Source organism: Xanthomonas citri pv. citri (assembly GCF_000961215.1).
GTDB classification, from domain to species: Bacteria; Pseudomonadota; Gammaproteobacteria; order Xanthomonadales; family Xanthomonadaceae; genus Xanthomonas; species Xanthomonas cissicola.
Genome location: NZ_CP008998.1, coordinates 235,166 through 254,527 on the forward strand (window position 1 = coordinate 235,166; position 19,362 = coordinate 254,527).

The 19,362-nt window shown below is 66.8% G+C and carries 18 protein-coding genes; 16 read left to right on the top strand and 2 right to left on the bottom strand.

The genetic code is table 11. The features are described from left to right. The first annotated feature begins 196 nt into the window (after window positions 1-196). From AMD14_RS01460 to AMD14_RS01525, 13 genes are all read left to right on the top strand, one after another. The gene (locus AMD14_RS01460; protein WP_016849078.1) at window positions 197-832 is read left to right on the top strand and encodes a tetratricopeptide repeat protein; all 636 of its coding nucleotides are present in this window, start codon (window positions 197-199) and stop codon (window positions 830-832) included. A gap of 618 nt (window positions 833-1,450) precedes the next feature. Beyond that, entirely contained in the window at window positions 1,451-2,368 is a 918-nt protein-coding gene (locus tag AMD14_RS01465) for an AEC family transporter (protein ID WP_011050159.1), read from the top strand. A 319-nt stretch (window positions 2,369-2,687) separates the two neighbouring features. Continuing rightward, window positions 2,688-3,320: a ParA family protein gene (locus AMD14_RS01475; protein ID WP_003488448.1), complete on the top strand. Its 633-nt coding sequence runs from the start codon at window positions 2,688-2,690 to the stop codon at window positions 3,318-3,320. Window positions 3,321-3,335: 15 nt separating this feature from the next. Continuing rightward, window positions 3,336-3,812 carry a SixA phosphatase family protein gene (locus AMD14_RS01480; RefSeq protein ID WP_003488452.1) on the top strand — a complete coding sequence of 159 codons (477 nt, stop codon included), beginning with the start codon at window positions 3,336-3,338 and terminating at the stop codon, window positions 3,810-3,812. Between the two features lie 3 nt (window positions 3,813-3,815). Next, window positions 3,816-4,388 (top strand): YceI family protein, encoded by a 573-nt coding sequence (locus AMD14_RS01485; protein WP_003488454.1) that lies wholly within the window; start codon window positions 3,816-3,818, stop codon window positions 4,386-4,388. Then, window positions 4,385-6,403, top strand: coding sequence for a phospholipase D family protein (locus AMD14_RS01490; protein ID WP_003488455.1), 2,019 nt, complete (start codon window positions 4,385-4,387; stop codon window positions 6,401-6,403). Before AMD14_RS01485 ends, AMD14_RS01490 begins: the two co-directional genes overlap by 4 nt. A gap of 363 nt (window positions 6,404-6,766) precedes the next feature. Further along, window positions 6,767-7,195: a hotdog fold thioesterase gene (locus tag AMD14_RS01495; protein ID WP_011050160.1), complete on the top strand. Its 429-nt coding sequence runs from the start codon at window positions 6,767-6,769 to the stop codon at window positions 7,193-7,195. 21 nt (window positions 7,196-7,216) lie between these two features. Then, the gene (locus AMD14_RS01500; protein WP_007968095.1) at window positions 7,217-8,116 is read left to right on the top strand and encodes a lysophospholipid acyltransferase family protein; all 900 of its coding nucleotides are present in this window, start codon (window positions 7,217-7,219) and stop codon (window positions 8,114-8,116) included. A gap of 59 nt (window positions 8,117-8,175) precedes the next feature. Continuing rightward, a complete protein-coding gene (locus AMD14_RS01505; RefSeq protein WP_011050162.1) occupies window positions 8,176-9,165 on the top strand; it encodes a YheT family hydrolase in 990 nt (329 codons plus the stop codon). Window positions 9,166-9,185: 20 nt separating this feature from the next. Continuing rightward, window positions 9,186-9,449 carry a hypothetical protein gene (locus AMD14_RS01510; protein ID WP_003488462.1) on the top strand — a complete coding sequence of 88 codons (264 nt, stop codon included), beginning with the start codon at window positions 9,186-9,188 and terminating at the stop codon, window positions 9,447-9,449. Window positions 9,450-9,575: 126 nt separating this feature from the next. Further along, window positions 9,576-11,648: a tetratricopeptide repeat protein gene (locus AMD14_RS01515; protein WP_015462744.1), complete on the top strand. Its 2,073-nt coding sequence runs from the start codon at window positions 9,576-9,578 to the stop codon at window positions 11,646-11,648. Between the two features lie 191 nt (window positions 11,649-11,839). Beyond that, complete coding sequence (locus AMD14_RS01520; protein ID WP_003488468.1) at window positions 11,840-12,451, top strand: YbhB/YbcL family Raf kinase inhibitor-like protein; 612 nt, start codon at window positions 11,840-11,842, stop codon at window positions 12,449-12,451. An 83-nt stretch (window positions 12,452-12,534) separates the two neighbouring features. Continuing rightward, window positions 12,535-13,545, top strand: coding sequence for a zinc-dependent alcohol dehydrogenase family protein (locus AMD14_RS01525; RefSeq protein WP_011050164.1), 1,011 nt, complete (start codon window positions 12,535-12,537; stop codon window positions 13,543-13,545). Window positions 13,546-13,600: 55 nt separating this feature from the next. On the opposite strand, the gene AMD14_RS01530 is transcribed toward AMD14_RS01525, so the two are convergent. Both AMD14_RS01530 and AMD14_RS01535 read right to left on the bottom strand, forming a co-directional pair. Continuing rightward, on the bottom strand, window positions 13,601-14,416 hold the full coding sequence (locus AMD14_RS01530) for an META domain-containing protein (protein WP_011050165.1): 816 nt from the start codon (window positions 14,414-14,416) through the stop codon (window positions 13,601-13,603). A 277-nt stretch (window positions 14,417-14,693) separates the two neighbouring features. Further along, window positions 14,694-15,491 carry an undecaprenyl-diphosphate phosphatase gene (locus tag AMD14_RS01535; RefSeq protein WP_003488476.1) on the bottom strand — a complete coding sequence of 266 codons (798 nt, stop codon included), beginning with the start codon at window positions 15,489-15,491 and terminating at the stop codon, window positions 14,694-14,696. A gap of 219 nt (window positions 15,492-15,710) precedes the next feature. Here AMD14_RS01535 and glnA point away from each other — a divergent pair, with 219 nt between their 5' ends. The 3 genes from glnA to AMD14_RS01550 all read left to right on the top strand — a co-directional run bounded on the left by glnA (window position 15,711) and on the right by AMD14_RS01550 (window position 19,200). Continuing rightward, window positions 15,711-17,120 (top strand): type I glutamate--ammonia ligase, encoded by a 1,410-nt coding sequence (gene glnA / locus AMD14_RS01540; RefSeq protein ID WP_003488480.1) that lies wholly within the window; start codon window positions 15,711-15,713, stop codon window positions 17,118-17,120. Between the two features lie 276 nt (window positions 17,121-17,396). Next, a complete protein-coding gene (locus AMD14_RS01545; protein ID WP_002808480.1) occupies window positions 17,397-17,735 on the top strand; it encodes a P-II family nitrogen regulator in 339 nt (112 codons plus the stop codon). Window positions 17,736-17,757: 22 nt separating this feature from the next. Beyond that, window positions 17,758-19,200 carry an ammonium transporter gene (locus tag AMD14_RS01550; RefSeq protein ID WP_033482816.1) on the top strand — a complete coding sequence of 481 codons (1,443 nt, stop codon included), beginning with the start codon at window positions 17,758-17,760 and terminating at the stop codon, window positions 19,198-19,200. Window positions 19,201-19,362: the final 162 nt, after the last annotated feature.

Genomic DNA, 19,362 nt, shown 5'->3' on the forward strand with positions numbered 1-19,362 from the left:
GGCGTGCCCGAAAAGGGTGGCTGGGCCCCCGGTGCATGTCATCTGAAACTATCTGATGCACCCGACGGATTCCAAAACGGCGGTGCAAAGTGTAACAGCCAGCTTTCACGCACCTGTCCCTGTGCGGATGCGCAGCCGACGCGCTGCGGGTAGGATGGGGATGGGAAGGGGTCGTTTGCTGTCAGGGGAAAACACAGTGAAAAGGAAATACGCGTGGGCCGCTCTGGCCCTGCTCGGAGGGGTGTGGTCGTTGGCGCAGGCGCAGAGCTTGCCCAAGCCCAAGGAGTTCTATTTCGACGAAGACCGCAGTACCACCAAGGCGGTGGTGGCCGTACAAGGCCAGGGCGATGCAGTCGTCGACCGGCTGGCGGCGATGGTGCAACGTGACGCGCGCGCGGCCGATCCACGCGCGCAGTTGGCGGCGCTGGCCTACGCCGGTGGGCGTACCCAGTTGGGCGATGAGTTGTATCAGGGCGCGCTGGCGCTGGTCTCCAACGGCAGCCAGCAGTACCGGGCCATCACCTGGAACTATGGGTGGGACCTGCTGCGTGCCGACCAGCCCGACAAGGCACTGCAGCAATGGGCCAATCTGGCCAATGGCCGTCCGGCCACGCCGGAATGGCTGCCAACCACGGCTGCACTGGCGCTTTGGCGCGCCGGGCGCAAGCAGGAGGCGGTCGAGTGGTATGCGGCAGCCGTGCGCACCTGGCCGGACCGTTGGAGCAGCCCCGCCAACTACGCCAGCCTGTTGCCGGAATGGCGCGAAGCAGAGCGCGCCAGCCTGGCCGAGGTTTTCGCGGCCTGGCAGGCCAACCCGCCAGCGTTTCCGTAAGTGCCTCGCCGCGCTGCGGGGAGTTCCTGCGGCGCGGATTGTGCAGCGGGCTGATGCTGGGCTAGGCATTTTTGCCGGTCAACCAGGCCTCTCTCTGGTGCGTCGGCGTGCCGCTTACTTGAAACGAGACGCATAGCGCCGATTCCGCCATCTCGGTGAACGGCCGACCGGGTCTGTGCGCCTGAGTGGAACGATGGCTGAGCGCTTTGCTTTCCAAGGTTGCGAGGTCGATGCGGGAGAAGCAAAGCGCTGGTCTGTGGCCTGGCAGCAGGGTCTTGCCCGCCCACCAATCGCAGGACACACGCCGCAACTACGTCCCGCAATCGGCGAGGGCACCGCGCATTCGACGCTGCGAGTTTGCTGCAGGGCCTGGTCCGCCCGCCATCACGGGACACGTGGCAAGGAGGTGCCTGTCCAACGCACTGTCTGGAGCGCTTGGGGCACCGCGTGTTCGACATGCTGGCTTCCGCTATGGAAACAATGCCGCAATTGAGGCTTCAAGAGGTGAGCGGAGCTTGGCGGCGTGCACCTTGCACCCCAGCCAGGCTAACGCATCCAACGATGCGCACCGCGCGCTATGCGATCCTGTGCATCGCTTTCCAACGGACACGATCGCGCATGGCGATAGACGCATTTGCATTGATTCTGGCCATGTTGGGGCTGGGCCTGCTGTTCGCCCGCCTGCGGGTGTTGCCGGACAACAGCGCCGATGTGCTCAATCGCATCGTGCTGTACATCTGCCTGCCGGCGTCGGTGCTGACCTATGTCCCGCGCCTGCATCTGGACGCTTCGCTCGGTGGGGTGATTGCCACGCCATGGCTGCTGACCGCCATCATCGTGCCGCTGCTGTGGGGCTGCAGCCGCCTGTTGCGCTTCGGCCGCGCCGAATACGCCGCGCTGCTGATGTGTGTGGTGTTTACCAATTCCAGCTTTATCGGCTTTCCGATGGTGCGCGCGCTGATCGGCGATCACGCGCTGCCGTATGCAGTGGTCTACGACCAGTTCGGCACCTTCGTGTTGCTGTCCACGTTCGGGCTGTATGTGCTGGCCCGGTACAGCGGCGACACCCCGCCGACCGCACGCCTGATCGTGATGCGCGTGCTGCAGTTCCCGCCGTTGTGGGCGCTGCTGTTCGCCTTGACCCTGATGCCCGGGCAGCCGCCGGCCTGGATTGGCTCGGGCCTGAAGAACCTGGCCGATGCGATGTTGCCGCTGGTGATGCTGTCGGTGGGCTTTTCGCTGCAGCTGCGCCTGCCTGCCGACGAACTCAAGCCCTTGGCCGTCGGCCTGGTGTTCAAGCTGCTGCTGATGCCGGTCCTGGCCTTGCCATTGTCCTGGGTGCTGGGCCTGCGCGGGCAGATGCTGCAGACCAATGTGCTCGAATCGGCCATGCCCACCATGATCACCGCCGCCGCGCTGGCCATTTCGCACCGGCTGGCGCCACGCCTGGCTGCAGCGATGGTCGGCTACAGCATCCTGCTGTCGCTGCTGACGCTGCCTGCGTGGGCCTGGCTGCTGGCGCGGCTGGTGGCATAAGGCCGTCATGCTGGCAGCAGCCAGAGCGCGGTAGTGCTGCGCGCGCTTGCGCTTGTTCGAGCTGTGGTACGCCAACGGCTGCAAGATCGGCGCCATGCTGCATTGCGACGCCGCGGCCGAGCGATACGCGTGGACGATCTTGCGCCGTGCCAGGCTCCCATCGTTGCCACGCACAGCTGCGGCACAAGGCCTTGCGCTCATCGGCTGGAGGTCTGCGCTGTCGTCGGCTGTCCCGCAGCAGTGCGTTTAACGCGTTTCGACTACTTCCTCACCTTGCCGCGGTGTACGCTGCCGGCTTGCTCCCGGAAGCGAGGCGTGCATGAAGACAGTCCTGGTGGCCGCCTCCAAAGGCGGCGTCGGCAAGACCACGATCGCCACCAATCTGGCCGCACATGCGGCGTTGCAAGGCCAGCGCACCGTGCTGGCAGATGCCGATCCGCAAGGCTCGTCCACCCGCTGGGCAGAGCGCCGCGCCAGCCTGGAAAGTGCGGTCTTGCCGATCGATGCCACCAAGCGCCGCAGCTGGCAGAGTGCCGTGCCGGACGGCACCGATACCCTGATCGTCGATGCGCCGGCCGGCGCCATGGCCGAGGACCTGAGCGGATTTCTCGACCACGTCGATGCCATCGTGGTGCCGGTGTTGTCCTCGGCGCTGGATATCGAAGCGGTGGTCGGATTTCTCAACACGCTGGCCAAGGTGCCGCGCGTGCATCAGCGCAAACTGCCGGTGGGCCTGGTGCTCAATCGTGCCCGCCCCTGGACCCAGACGTCGCAACAGGCCGCCGACATGATCGGCAGCTGGCCGTATCCGCTGGTGACCCAACTGCGCGACACCCAGGCCTATGTGGTGATGGCCGGGCTGGGACGCAGCTTGTTCGACTACCGCTCGGCGCAGGTGCGCGACCATCAACAGGACTGGGAGCCGCTGTTCAAGTGGCTCAGGAAGTCCTAGAACCGGAAAGTTCCTATGCGCGAATTGATCTTGTTGCGACACGCCCACGCCGAACCGGCCGATACCGGCCAGGCCGATTTCGATCGCCCGCTGTCGCCGCATGGCATCGCCGAGGCCGAAGCGGCCGGGCGTTGGTTACGCGAGCAGCGGCTGGTGCCCGACCGGGTGCTGTGCTCACCGGCCCGCCGCGCCCGCGAAACCCTGGAGGCGGTGCTCGAGCTCACCGGCTATATCGAACAACGGCTGGACGAACGCATCTATGAGGCCACGCCCGGCACCCTGGCCAGCCTGGTGGACGAACATCGCGAGGCCGAGCGCCTGCTGCTGGTGGGCCACAACCCTGGCCTGGAACGGCTGGCCGCGCTGATGCACAGCGGCCAGACCGGCGATTACCGCGGCATGCCCACCGCCTCGATCGCGTTGCTGGCATTGCCGCTGGACGCCACCATCGAGCCGGGCATCGCCCGCCTGACCGCCTTCTGGTGGCCTTGATCCGTGTCATCGTCGCTGCGCTGGTACGCCTGGCTCGCGCTCTGGGTCGTGTTCCCCTGCATGGCGCAGCAGAAGGTGCAGTCCATCGACCCGGCGCAATCGCGCTTCGGGTTCGAGATCAAGACGCGCTTCGGGACGAAGATCGAGGGGTTTTTCCCGCGTTTTCGCGGTGACGTAGTGACGTTGGCCGATGGGCGTCAGCAGGTGCGTTTCCGGCTGGACGCCACTCAGGTGGAGATCCCCGGCAAGGACCGGTACACCAGCTGGATGCGCGGCGAAGATTTTTTCGACGTTGCGCAGTACCCGGTCGTCGAATTCGAGTCGCTGCCGTATGTCGACGAAGTGGTGAAGCAGGGGGGCGACATCGTCGGCAACCTGACCATCCGCGGAATCACGCATCTGGAAACGCTGCATGTGGTGCCGGCCGAATGCACGCGGCCGGGCTATGATTGCGACGTGATCAGTCGAGGGACGGTCCTGCGTGGACGTTACGGAATGAATGCGTGGCAGATGGCCCTGGGCGACAGGGTGACGTTCATTCTGCGTGGGCGCTTGCAGGAGGCGCGGCGTCCGTGACGTATCTGTTGAGGGTTTGCGTGCTGGCAACGTTGTTGCTCGGCACCGGATGCGCCAGCCTGTCACAAACCGAACGCAACCGTGCCGCCGGTGTCGCCGCTGCGGCACGCAGCACGGTGGTCAATTGCACCCAGGCCAATCGCTGTGCGCAACCCTCGCCATTGCGCGCGCTGGGCGGCGAAGCGATCACCGCCTCCACACCAGGAGCGCCGCGGCATTACGCCACCATCGTCGACCATGGCGAAGAATCGCTGGTGGCCCGGCTCAACCTGATCCGCAGCGCCACCCGCAGCATCGATCTGCAGACCTACATTTTCGATAAGGACGACAGCGCGCGCATGGTGCTGGACGCACTGGTGGACGCCGCCCAGCGCGGGGTCAAGGTGCGCATCCTGATCGATCAGTTGTCGGCGATCGCCGATCTGCAGATTCTCGGTGCGCTCGCCAGCAGCCATGAAAACCTGCAGCTGCGCATCTACAACCCCACCTTCGGCAAGGTCAAGCTCAATTACTTCGATTATGCTGGCAGCGTGCTGTGTTGCTTCCGCCGCTTCAACCAGCGCATGCACAACAAGCTGCTGGTGGTGGACGACGTGCTGGGCGTGGTCGGTGGGCGCAATTACCAGGACGACTATTACGACTGGGACAGCGAGTACAACTTCCGCGACCGCGACGTGATTCTGGCCGGGCCGGAAGTGCGCGCCATGGCCGCCAATTTCGATGCGTTCTGGCGTGCCCGGCGCAGCGTACCGGCCGAGCGTCTGAACGATGTCGGGCGCCTGCTGCTGGAGCAGGGCGTGCCGACGATGCCGCCGGCCGAGTTCCGCCGGCCCGACCGGGTGGCGCGAGTGGACCGCGAAGCGCACGACCCGCAATTCGTGCGCGACGCCTTCGTGACCCCGGCCATGCCGGTGAAGCGTGTGCTGTACGTGGCCGATCTGCCGCAAAAACACCGCCGGGAACATGCGGCCAAGGCAGTGTCCACGGCGCCGGAACTGGATGGCCTGATTGCCGGCGCGCAGCAGGAAGTGCTGCTGCAGACCCCCTACCTGGTCTTGTCCGACCAGGCGCAGGCGATCTTCCGCACGTTGCGCAAACACCCGCAGCCGCCGCGCATCGTGGTGTCGACCAATAGCCTGGCCGCCACCGACAACCCCATCGTGTATGCGCTGTCGTACAAGTTCAAACGCCGCAACATGCGCGAGCTGGGCTTCAATGTGTACGAGTTCAAGCCGTTTCCGCTCGATGCCCCGGTGGATTACGCCAACCTGGTGACGGACCCGCTCAACCCCGCCTCCGACGTCAATCAGGACAGCCGCAACAATCGCCTGATCGGCGGCAGCGCAGCGGGCAATGCGATGCGCGGCAGCAGCGGCCCGGAGGGCAACGCCAGCGCGAGCGCCGGCAGCGTGCTGCGCGGCAGTGGTGGCGGCCGTGCGCCGGGCGGGAGCGAAGTCGATCGGCGCGTGTTGCGGACCGAAACGCGGCCCTCGTTCCTGGGCACGCGCGCGGTCAACAAGCCGCTGCCGGTGACCCGCGCCGGTGCGCGGATGGGCTTGCATGCCAAGTCGTTGGTGGTGGATCGCCGCATCGGCGTGATCGGGACGCACAACTTCGACCCGCGCAGCGAAAACTACAACACCGAAGCGGCCGTGGTGATCGACGATGCGCGCTTTGCGCAGGCGTTGGCTGCCAGCATCGAACGCGACATCGCTCCGGAAAATGCGTGGACGGTGGCGCCGCGCGAAAAGCCGCCGGTGCTGAGCGGGTTGAACTACAGCGTGGGCAAGGTCTCCGAAGCCTTGCCGGTGCTGGACTTCTGGCCATGGCGCTACGCCACCAACTACCAGTTCCAGCCCGGCCCGGATTGTCCGTTTCCGCTCAAGCGGCAGGACCCGCAGTTCCGCCAGTGCTATGTGGCGGTGGGCGATTTCCCGGAGGTCAATGTCGGCCCGAAGTGGCTGCTGGTGCGCATGCTGACCGCTTTCGGCGCCGGGCTGGTACCGATTCTCTGATCGGCTGGCGTGCCACGCAGGTCGCAGCAGCGGATGCCTGACCGTGCAGCACGTTGTGGTTGGATGGACGCAGTTTGGCTGCGGATCGGCTCCTGGACGCCGGAAATCGTCGAAGCGGCTGCAGTTGCCACGGGCCAGGGTCGCGCAACGCAGCGGCGCCGCCAACGAATGCTGTCGGACGCCGGTACCACTGCCCAGTTGCATCGCACCCCAGGCGGCAGGATGCTCTTGCGCTTCCCGCTTCCCGCTTCCCGCTTCCCGCTTCCCGCTTCCCCATTCCCGCTTCCCGCTTCCCCATTCCCCATTCCCCATTCCCCATTCCCCATTCCCCATTCCCCATTCCCCATTCCCCATTCCCAGCCCATGACCTTCCGCGAACCCGTCGATCTAGCCGCCCTCAATGCCGCCAGCCGCGATACCTTGATCGAGCATCTGGGCATCGTCTTCACCGAGGCCGGTGACGATTGGCTGCGCGCCACCATGCCGGTGGATGCGCGTACCAGGCAGCCCTATGGCCTGCTGCACGGTGGCGCCTCGGTGGTGCTGGCCGAGACGGTGGGCAGCAGCGCCGGCAACCTGTGCGTGGATATGACGACCCAGATCTGCGTGGGCCTGGAGATCAATGCCAATCACCTGCGCGCTGCCACCCAGGGGCTGGTGATCGGCACTGCGCGGGCGGTACATGTGGGGCGTAGCACGCATGTCTGGGACATCACCATCGAAAACCCGGCCGGCAAACGCGTCTGTGTGTCGCGATTGACCCTGGCGGTGGTTCCACGCAGCAATGGCTGAGCTCGCCCGGCAGCGGCATGCATGGAACAGCGTCATCCGCTGCCGGCACTGCGCGGCGGCCACGCTGCTGTCACAATGGTTGCGCCTCCTTCCCCCGTTACCGGTTCCGTTCGTCGAATGAGCGAGTCATCCCTGGACGCCACGCGCGACGCTGGCGGCGCGTTGCGTTGGTTCCGGTATCTCTACCGGGTGCCACTGTTGTTGCTGCATCTGTGTCTCGGCCTGCCGGTCACCATGCTGTGCGTGGTGGTACCGGCGCTGGCGCGGATCCGCATCGGGCACGACGACACTCTGGAGGAGCGGATGATCCGCTGGTGGCAGGGCACCTTGATGCGCGTGTTCGGCTTCCGCCTGCGTCGCTTCGGGACGCCGCTACCGGGCGCGACCCTGTTCGTGGCCAACCACGTCAGCTGGGTGGATATCTCCATCCTGCACAGCCAGCGGGTGATGGGGTTCGTGGCCAAGCGCGAAATTGCCGGCTGGCCGCTGGTGGGCTGGCTGGCGACCAAGGGCCAGACCATCTTCCACCAGCGCGGCAATACCGAATCGCTGGGCGGGGTGCTGCAGGAAATGCTGCTGCGCCTGCAAAGCGGCAAGCCGGTGGGGGTCTTCCCGGAAGGACGTACCCGTGGGGGTACCGAAGTGGGCCCGTTCCATGCGCGCATCTTCCAGGCAGCGGTGGAAGCCGGCGTGCCGGTACAGCCGGTGGCGCTGCGGTACGGGTTGCGCGGCAACGCGCAGGCGGTGGTGGCCTTCGGTGAGCGCGAGAGTTTCTTCGCCAATATCGTGCGCCTGCTGGGCGAGCCGTCGCGGCTGGCCGAAGTGCATTTTCTCGAGCCGATTCGCGCGCTGGATATCGAGGGCCGTCGTCGCATGGCCGAGACCTCGCGCCAACGGATCGTCGCAGCGATGGAGTCCTAGCCGACGATGCGCACGCGCCTCTCCCCTGCGGTCAGCCGCAACGCCGGTGCGATACGCGCATGAACGCCTCCGACTACTTGCCGCCGCGCTGGCTGCGCAATCCGCACGTGCAATCGGTGCTGGGCAGCAGCGCCCTGCGGCGCATCCGCAGCCGCCAGTTGCTGGCCGCCAGCGGCGCTGTCACCAGCGAACATATCCTCGATGGCGGCGACGGTGTGCGCCTGCAGGGCTGGATGAGCGTCCCGCCCGGCGATGCGCCGCCACGCGGCACCGTGCTGTTGCTGCATGGCTGGGAGGGCAGCGCCGATTCCAATTACATGCGCCTGACCGCCGCGCGCCTGCTCGGTCTGGGCTACCAGGTGTTCCGGCTGAACTTCCGCGACCACGGCGGTACCCACCATCTCAATGTGGACCTGTTCCACTCCGACCGCATCGAAGAAGTGGTCAATGCCGCAGGCGATCTGTGGCGGCGTTTTCCTGCGCCGCAATTGCTGGCTGCAGGGTATTCGCTGGGCGGCAATTTCGCGCTGCGGCTGGCGCTGCGTGCGCCCGCCGCCGGCCTGCCGCTGGCGCGCGTGGCGGCGGTGTGCCCGTTGCTGGACCCGGCCGCCACCATGACCCAGCTGGAAAAGGGCCCGCAGTTCTACGATTGGTACTTCCGCCGTAAATGGCGCGAATCGCTGCTGCGCAAGCGCAAGCTGTTCCCCGAGCAGCACGGGTACGACGACGCCACCCTGGCGCTGGACATGCGCGGGCTGATGGCCTGGCTGGCGGTGAAACACACCGGGCATGGCTCGCTGGAAGCGTACTTCGACAGCTATTCGATTGCCGGCCAACGCCTGGCCAACCTGCAGGTGCCGGTCGACATCCTGATGGCCGAAGACGACCCGGTGATTCCGTTCGAAGATTTCGCTGCCTGGCAGTTGCCGGCGCATGCGCAGCTGGAAATCGCGCGCTGGGGCGGGCATTGCGGCTTTCTGGAAAACGCCCGCGGCGACGGCTTTGCCGAACGTTGGGTGGCCGAGCGGCTGGCGTCAGCGGGGCAATGATGTCGAGACGACATCCGTCCATGGATGCAATGGTCGCCGTTTTGGCAGTGGTTGTCGGTTGCGCGATGGTCTACTTCAGCGCGATCAGCCTCTACACCTATCTGCAGACCGGGGAGATCCTGTTCCGCTCACGCGCAGGATCGGTTTCCGTGGGCGCCCATGCTGCGCTCTGGCATCTGGGCCAGGTGGTGTTTGGGGCGTTCTGCGTGGCCTATGGCGCGAGCGTGCTGCATCGAAAGTTGGCATGCGTTTCAACCTCTGGCCGTGGCGAACGAGCGATATGAGTTCGCACCGCCGATAACGCCCACCTTGCACGCCGGCGCAGCGCCAGACGGCAGCGTCCGTTGCACATGCAAGCCGCCGCAGCGCGCATCGTTACAATAGCGGTTTGTCCGGGACCCGCCGCCGCCATGCAAGACGCCATTCTTCAAGCCCTGCGCCGCGATGCGGCCGACGATGCGGTGGCGCTGGCCCGCGAGTGGGTCACCAACGCGCCCGACCACGCCGCCGCCCACCGCTGGCTGGCGCTTGCGCTGCAGCAGCAAGGGCAGCCGGCGCTGGCGCTGGACAGCATCGACACCGCGCTGACGCTGACGCCCGAAGACGCCGACCTGCACCTGCTGCGCGCCGGCGCGTTGCTGGCCACGCGCGATCTGTCTGCCGCCGATGCCGCGCTGTCGCGCACCACTGCGCTGGATCCCAACCAGTTCAATGCCTACGTGATGCAGGCGCATCTGGCGGTGGCGCGCGGCGATCTGGACGAGGCCGAACGGCTCAGCCGCACCGCCGCGCGGCTGGCGCCGGAACATCCGCAATTGCTGGCGGTCGATGGCGTGGTCGAGATGCGCCGCGGCCAGGACGACCGCGCGCTGTCGCTGCTGACCCGCGCTGCCGAGCAGTTGCCCGACGATGCCCGCGTGCTGTTTTCGCTGGGCTTTGCGTATCTACAGAAAGAGCATTTCGCGTTCGCCGAGCGTGCCTTCGAGCGCGTGATCGAGCTCAATCCGCCCGGCACCGCGCTGCGCGCCTTCATTGCCCAGCTGGCCCAGCGCCAGGGCCGCCTGGACGACGCGCTGGCGGCGATGCAGGGCGTGCTCGACCAGCCCGACGGCGATCTGCCGGCCATGCGCCGGCTTGCCGGCGAGATGGAACTGCAGGCCGGTCGCCCCGATCAGGCCGCCGCGCACCTGCGCCTGGCACTGGCGCACTGGCCGGCCGACCGCCGCACGCTGCACGCGCTGCTCACCGCCTGGGAGCGGCTGGGCGCGGTGGACGACGCGCGCGACACCCTGGATGCGGCGCTGGCCACCTCGGCCACTGCGCACGACCTGTGGCTGGCGCGCCTGGCAGTAGAGCCGGTCGGTGGGCCGCAGGCGCAGGCAGTGATCGAGCGCTGGCTGCTGGCCATGCCCGAACACCTGCCGGCCCTGGAAGCGCTGATGCGCGTGCACGACATGCAGGGCCAGGCCGACGAGGCGGAAATGGTGGCGCGCCAGATCGTGGCGGTGGAGCCGGGCCGCATCAGCGGCGAGCAGCGCATTGTCGAAGCCTTGCTGCAACGCGATCCACCGGCGGCGATCGCCTGCGTCGAATCGTTGATCGAATCGCTGCCTGCACCGCAGCAGACCGTGCTGCGGCCATGGTTGGGCAATGTGCAGGACCGCGCCGGCCAGCCCGATGCCGCCGTGGGTACCTGGATGCAGTTCCACCGCGAACAGGCCCAGCATCGGTTGCCGTTGCCGCCGCAGGCAGCCAGGCAGCCGACGCAGTGGCCTGCGCTGGGCAGCATTCCCGACACCGTCACCGCACGCCCGCTGTTCGTGTGGGGCACGCCCGGCTCGCATGTCGAACGCCTGGTCGCGGTGATGGGCGCGGCCACCCCGCTGGTCCGCGGCGACCGCTATGGCATCACGCCGCCATCGGATGCGCTGCAGAGCTACCGCACCCTCGAACAGCTGGCCTCCGGCGAACTGGCACCGACGGCGCTGGTGGAAGGCTGGAAGGCGCAACTGCCGCGCCGCGGCATCGACGATGGCAATGTCATCGACTGGTTGCTGTGGTGGGACAACACCTTGTTGACCGCGCTGCGCCCGCACCTGCCCGAGGGCAGGCTGGCGATTGCGCTGCGTGACCCGCGCGACATGTTGCTGGACTGGCTCTCGGCCGGTGCGTCGGCGCCGCTGGCACTGCAATCGCCGCAACAGGCCACCGACTGGTTGCTGATCGCGCTGGAACAGCTGGCCACGCTGCACGAGCGCGACCTGTACCCCCACCGCATCATCCGGCTGGACGGGATCGAAGACGACCCGCAGGGAATTTCGACGGCCCTGGAACAGGCGTTCGGGCTGAGCTTCCCGCTGGTCGAACCGCGTGGCCCGGCGCGGTTGGCCTCCGGCCGCTGGCGCGATTACCGCGGCGTGCTCGGCGCCCAGTTCGATCTGCTCACCCTGATCGCGGTGCGCTTCGGTTACCCGCAGGACTGAGGCGCCATCAACGCGGTCGCGCCCCACGGCAGGTGGGCGTGGCCGCAGTCGCGTCGTCGCATTGTGTGCAGGCGCGGTACGTACGCGGCGGTAAACCCGGCCGAGCGCATCAGAAGGTTCCATGGCGGCGTCTTCCGCTGTGGCGCAGACCCAGGCACCCTGATCCGTATCGCTTCCCTCGGAGACCCGCCATGCGTCTGACCAGCAACAGCATCGAAAACGGCAAGCCCATCGCGGTGGAGTTTGCCGCCGGCACGCCGGAGGGCTTTGCGCCCAACCGCAATCCGCACCTGGCCTGGAGCGAGACGCCGGCCGGTACGCAGTCGTTTGCGCTGCTGTGCCTGGACCCGGACGTGCCGACCGTGCCCGACACCGTCGGCCGCGACGACTTGCAGATTCCCGTCGAGCAGCCACGCACCGATTTCGTGCATTGGGCCATGGCCGATATCCCCGCCGATGTGCATGAGATTGCGGCGGGCAGCTGCAGCGACGGCTTCGTGGTCAAGGGCAAGCAGCAGCCAGCCGGCCCGGCCGGTGCCCGGCAGGGCCTGAATTCCTACACCCAGTGGTTCGCCGGCAATGCCGACATGGCCGGCGACTACCGCGGCTACGACGGCCCGTACCCGCCGTTCAACGACCTGCGCGTGCACCGGTATTTCTTCCGCGTGTTCGCGCTGGACGTGGCCAAACTTGGCTTGCCCAGCAGCTTCACCGCCGCCGACGTGCTGTCGGCGATGCAGGGTCATGTGCTGGCCGAAGCGGCGTTGTACGGCACCTACACGCTGAACCCATCGCTGCGCTGAGTGATCGCGCCGATGGCGGCGGTCGCTCCATCCTCCATGACGCCAGCCACGTTCGGCCGGCGCCGCAGCACAGGCAATCCCCCTTGAAAGCATTCCAGATTGGCAATCAAACCGGCCTTGAGAGCCTGGTTGCGGTCGAGATGCCCGAACCAGTTGCAGGAGCCGGTGAGGTCATCGTCGCTCCGCGACTGGTCGGGCTGATCAACCGCGACCTGCAGATCCTGAAAGGCACCTACGGCGGCAAGCTTGCGCCTACGCGCGTTCCGGTTGCCGAGGGTGTGGGCATCGTGACCTGCGTCGGTGCCGGCGTCGGCCAGGTCGTGCCAGGCGACCGTGTCGTCAGTGGGCACTTTCCAACCTGGCTGGATGGCAGGTTCCGCGCCGAGATGTTCGCCCACGACCTGGGCGTGACCCATGACGGCTGGCTGGCCGAAAAGGTGTCGCTGCCCGCCAGCGCCCTGATCAAGGTGCCTGCGTCGCTGGAGGACGCGGATGTCGCTGCGCTGGCATCGGCCGCGGTGACCGCCTGGCACGCCCTGGTGGAAGTGGCCAGGATCAAGGCCGGCGACCTGGTGCTGTGTCTGGGAACCGGTGGCGTCTCGATGGCCGCGCTCCAGCTGGCCAAGCTCCACGGCGCCCGCGTCGCCATCACCTCGTCCAGCGACGACAAGCTCGAGCTCGCACGCCGCCTGGGCGCCGACATCACCGTCAACTACCGCACCCACCCCGACTGGGCCGAGGCGGTGATGCAGCTGTCCGGCGGCGGCGCGGACGTCGTCATCGAGACCGGCGGGCAGGACACCTTGGGCCAGTCGATCAAGGCGGCGGCCGCGAACGCGACCATCGTGGTGGTCGGCGTCACCCCGGGCGCGGCGTCGCCAATTCCCGATTACGTGGCGTTGATCCGCAAGAACGTGACCATCCGCGGGATCGCCAACGGAAGCCGGGCGATGTTCGTGGACCTGCTGCGGGCGATCGAGCAGCACCGCATCAAGACCCTGCACAGCAAGACGTTCCGGTTCGACGAGGCGCCCCAGGCCTTGGACTATTTCGCCAGGGCGCAACACGTGGGCAAGGTCCTCATCCGGTTGTGATGCGGGGCGGCGGCGGCGCGTGCGAGGCCGTTGCCGGCCCAATGCTGCGGCCGCGCTAGCTGCCGGCCTCGATCATCTGGTCGAGCACGTACACCGGTTTGGCGCCAGGCTCGCTGCCGGCCGGGTAGCGGGTCACGCGCAGCAGGGTGCGTATGCCGTCTTCATGGACGAAACCCTCGATCGCGCCGTCGTAGGGCTGCCATGATGTTGCGGCCTGTACGGTGGCAGGTGCGTCCGGGGCGTGCTCGCGCACTTGCAGGCAGCGGCGCGCAGGGTCGGAAACGCAGGGCACGGTCTCTGCGGCTACTTCGATCAACAGCGTCTGCCCCGGCCCGCCATACCGGGTGTCCGCAGTGGGCGTGCCGCCGAAGATCAGCACAGTGCCGTCGCTGCGGGTCAGGGTCAGGCGGGGCGCAGCTGCTGCGTTGTCCATGATCACTGCGAAGCGCCCGGACAACAGGTCGCTGGCCGCGCGCTCCTGCGCCATCCGGCGTGCATCGGCGCACATTCGCTTGCTCGAGACCACCCGGCCAATCTGCACGTGCGCCTCGGCCACGCTGTAGTTGGCGCCCAGCGCGTTGCAGGTCTGGCTGACCTGGATGCGCTGATCGCTGAAATCCAGTTGCACTGGCGGCACGCCGTCGACGAACAGGCTGCGCAAGGCCGTGCCATGCGCATCGCTGGCCCGCTGCAGGTGCCAGTGCTGCGCGCGCAAGGCGGCGCGCAACGGGACATTGTCCGTGTCAGGGGGGACGGCGACCGGCGCCCGCGCAGCAGCGTGGCTGAAGCCGGGCGGGTCCGGCGATGCACCCGACCCGCAGGCCGTCACGCCTGCCGCCAGCAATGCTGGGGCCAAGAACACGGCACGCATGCGCAGCTCCCGGTGATCGATGCGCCAGTGATACCGCCAGCGTGCGCCCGGGGCAATGACCGGCGTCACGACGTGGACGCCCCAAAGCCGCCAATCAAGCGAGTGCATCCAATATCAGGCGGGGCGGCCGCTGCCCGGAATCGGCTGGCAGCGCTCGTACGCGGCAGTGCCGAACGCGCCACCCACAACTTCTTGGGGACGGCGCTTTACGTTGCTGGCCGCCCCTGGCTGCACATCGCACCCGTCTCGGAGTGCAGGCAGGCGGTGCCGTGGCGTGTCAGCCCGCAGCCGCCGGCAGCCACAGCAGCAGGGCGGCGCCCAGCAGCATGCGGTACACCGCAAACACCGTGAAACGGTGCTTCTTGATATAGCCCAGCAGCCACTTCACCACCACAAAGCCGGTGATGGTCGCCGCCACGAAGGCCACGGCCACGTCGGCCCAGTTTTCGGTGCCGAAACCGCCTTCCTTGTACATCTCCAGCAGCGCGTAACCGCTGGCCGCGAACATGGTCGGAATGCCCACCATGAACACGAAATCCGCCGCTGCCGAGCGCTTGCTCAGGCCCAGCAGCATCGCGATGAAGATCGTCGAGGCCGAGCGTGACGTACCGGGAAAAACACCGGCCACGACCTGCGCCAGGCCCACTGCGATGGCCACCTTCCAGGTCACCACATCGCGCTCGGGCAGCTTGCCGGCGAAGTGTTCGGCCACCAGCATCCACACCCCGCCGATCAGCAACGCCCAGGCGACCGGTTGCAGCGTTTCGGGCAATTGCCAGCCGGCCTTGCGCACGATCAGCCCGACCACCGCTGTGACCAGGAAGGCCACGCCTACCTTGAGCACGTAGTCGCGGTTGGCGCGTTCGCCCAGGCCGGTGGCCAGGCTCCACAAGCGCTGCCGCAGCGCCAGGCAGATGGCCAGGATCGCGCCGGCCTGGATGACGATATTGAAGAAGTCAGAACGGCGTCCGAGCCATTGTTCGGCGATCAGCAGGTGGCCGGTGCTGGAGATCGGCAGAAATTCGGTGAGGCCTTCGAGAATGCCCAACAACAGGGCGGAAATCAGATCGGACATCGGACTGGGCAGGGGTGAGGGAGGCGCCAGGATAGTGCATTGCGGCATGCACCACATCGGTGCGGCGTGTCCATTTTTGCACCTCAATAGTGCAATACGGATTTTACGGTCGCGAGCGATGTAAGCAAAATCAAGGGCTTGTGAAGTGCCAGGGCTTGGCACGGTCCCTGCCGTAGTCCCGCCCACGAGCCACTTAACTCCTGCCTGAGGTTTCTTCCGATGTCCGTGGAAAATGTTGAAAAGCTGATCAAGGACAACAAGGTCGAGTTCGTCGACCTGCGCTTCGTCGATATGCGTGGTGTACAGCAGCACATCACCTTTCCGGTCAATATCATCGAGCCGGCGCTGTTTGAAGAAGGCAAGATGTTCGACGGCAGTTCGATCGCGGGCTGGAAGGGCATCAACGAGTCGGACATGGTGTTGCTGCCGGACGCGGGCACCGCGTATCTGGATCCGTTCTTCGCCGATCCGACCATCGTGCTGACCTGCGACATCCTCGACCCGGCCACCATGCAGAGCTATGAGCGCGATCCGCGCGGCATCGCCAAGCGCGCCGAGGCCTATCTGAAATCCTCCGGCACCGCCGACCAGGCGTTCTTCGGCCCGGAGCCGGAATTCTTCATCTTCGATTCGGTGCGCTTTGCCAACGACATGGGCCACACCTTCTTCCAGGTGGGTTCGGAAGAAGCGGCCTGGAACACCGGCGAAAAGTACGACGGCGGCAACAGCGGTTACCGCCCGGGCGTGAAGGGCGGCTACTTCCCGGTTCCGCCGACCGACAGCCTGCACGACCTGCGCGCGGAAATGATCAAGACGCTGGAACAGGTCGGCATCGAAACCGAAGTGCACCACCACGAAGTGGCCACCGCCGGCCAGTGCGAGATCGGCACCAAGTTCAGCTCGCTGGTGCAGAAGGCCGACGAACTGCTGACGATGAAGTACATCATCAAGAACGTCGCCTACCGCAACGGCAAGACCGCCACCTTCATGCCCAAGCCCATCGTGGGCGACAACGGCTCGGGCATGCACGTGCACCAGTCGCTGGCCAAGGGCGGCGTCAACCTGTTCACCGGCGACGGCTACGGCGGCCTGTCGCAGCTGGCGCTGTGGTACATCGGCGGCATCTTCAAGCATGCCCGCGCGATCAACGCCTTCGCCAACTCCGGCACCAACAGCTACAAGCGTCTGGTCCCGGGCTTCGAGGCGCCGGTGATGCTGGCCTATTCGGCGCGTAACCGTTCGGCGTCGTGCCGCATTCCCTGGGTCACCAATCCGAAGGCGCGCCGCATCGAAATGCGCTTCCCCGATCCGTTGCAGTCCGGCTACCTGACCTTCACCGCGCTGATGATGGCCGGCCTGGACGGCATCAAGAACCAGATCGATCCGGGCGCACCGAGCGACAAGGACCTGTACGACCTGCCGCCGGAAGAAGAGAAGCTGATCCCGCAGGTTTGCTCCAGCCTGGACCAGGCGCTGGAAGCGCTGGACAAGGACCGCGAGTTCCTCAAGGCCGGCGGCGTGATGAGCGACGACTTCATCGACGGCTATATCGCGCTGAAGATGCAGGAAGTCACCAAGTTCCGTGCTGCGACCCACCCGTTGGAGTACCAGCTGTACTACGGCAACTGAGTTCCACCGCGGTGATGGCGGAGGCCCCCCTCCCACCTCCGCCATCGCCGCACACTTGTTCGAGCGATCCGTGGCCCCGGCCGTGGATCGCAGGGGTATTGAGAGAGCACATCGTTCGCGGCGCGCGGGCCTGACCTCTCCCACGAGGCGGATGCATGACATCTGCTGGGGTCCGCGCAATCGCGAACGATCGGATGCCGGGGTAGGCATCCAGGTGACTGACACCGCCGGGCGGCGCAATGCCGGCCGATTCTTTCCACCATTCGGGGTATGCGCATGAAATTGATCACCGCCATCATCCGGCCGTTCAAGCTCGACGAGGTCCGCGAGGCCTTGTCTGCAGCAGGCGTGTCGGGCATCACCGTGACCGAGGTCAAGGGCTTCGGGCGCCAGAAAGGCCACACCGAGCTGTACCGCGGCGCTGAGTACGTCGTCGACTTCCTGCCCAAGATCAAGATCGAAACGGTGGTCACCGACGACCGCCTGGACGCGGTGGTCGAAGCGATCCAGAACGCCGCCGGCACCGGCAAGATCGGCGACGGCAAGATCTTCGTGACCGCGATCGAGCAGGTGGTGCGCATCCGCACCGGCGAGATCGGCGCCGATGCGCTCTGACCCCACCAGCCCCGGAGTTCGTATGAAGACAGCTCTTTTTGCCGGGTGGAAAGCCCGGTTCTACAGCGTGTGCATGCTGATGCTGTTCAGCGCGCTGATGGTGGGCGGCATGGGCAGTGCGCATGCGCAGTCCACGCCGCAGGTCACCCCGCTGCCGACCGAGCCGGTCACCACCGAACCGCTGCCGTCGGCGCAGCCGGCCGCCCCGCCGGCCGCCGCCGCCGAAGCCGCACCGGTCGTGGAGAAGGGCGATGTCGCCTGGATGCTGACCTCCACCTTGCTGGTGTTGCTGATGGTGGTGCCGGGCCTTGCGCTGTTCTACGGCGGCATGGTGCGCGCCAAGAACGTGTTGTCGGTGCTGATCCAGGTGGCGGTGGTGTTCTCGCTGCTGACCGTGCTGTGGGTGTTCTACGGCTACAGCCTGGCGTTCTCCGGCGAAGGCGCGTGGATCGGCAATCTGGACAAGGCGTTGCTCAAGGGCGTCACCATCGAAACCCTGGCGGCGACCTTCACCAAGGGCGTGAGCCTGCCGGAATACGTGTTCGTGGCGTTCCAGGCGACCTTCGCCGGCATCACCGGCGCGCTGATCGTGGGCGCCTTTGCCGAACGCGCCAAGTTCGCGGCGGTGCTGCTGTTCTCGGCGATCTGGTTCACCTTCGGCTACCTGCCGCTGGCGCACATGGTCTGGGCCACCGGTGGGTATCTGTTCGGGTTGGGCGCGTTGGATTTCGCCGGCGGCACCGTGGTGCATATCAACGCCGGCGTTGCCGGCCTGGTCGGCGCCTACTTCGTCGGCAAGCGTGCCGGACTGGGACGTGAGGCGATCAAGCCGCACAACGTGACCCTGACCTTCGTCGGTGCCTCGCTGCTGTGGGTGGGCTGGTTCGGCTTCAACGCCGGTTCCAACCTGGAAGCCAATGCCGGTGCGGCGCTGGCCTTCCTCAACACCTTGCTGGCCACTGCCGCTGCCATCCTGGGCTGGTCGCTGACCGAGAAGATCATCAAGGGCAAGTCGTCCGCCCTGGGCGTGGCCTCGGGCATGGTGGCCGGCCTGGTCGGCATCACCCCGGCCTGCGGCACGGTCGGCCCGTTCGGCGCGATCGTCATTGGTCTGGCGGCCGGCGTACTGTGCGTGTGGGGCGTCACCGGCCTGAAGCGCCTGTTGGGCGCGGACGACAGCCTGGACGTGTTCGGCGTGCATGGCCTGGGCGGCATCATCGGCGCCATCCTGACCGGTGTGTTCTCGGCGGCCTCGCTGGGCGGCCAGAAGGGCGGCGATTACGACATCGTCCACCAGGTCGGCATCCAGGCGCTGGGCGTCGGGATCACGGTCGGCTGGATCGGCGTGGTGTCGGTGGTGGGGTTCGTGGTTGCCAAGCTGGTGTTCGGCCTGCGCGTGAGCGAAGAAGCCGAGCGCGAGGGCCTGGACATCACCTCGCACGGCGAAGCCGCGTACGAGTCGTGAGCATGCACACCCGCGGCCGCGCTGCCGCGGGTGGCGCAACGACCCGGCCGGGAACGCCCAGCCGGGTCCGTTTTCCCCCGTCGCCCGTTGGGCGCGGAACCACTGCCGAGGTGCCTGCATGACCAGCCCCACGCCCGTGACTGCCGGCGCGGATGCACGCTG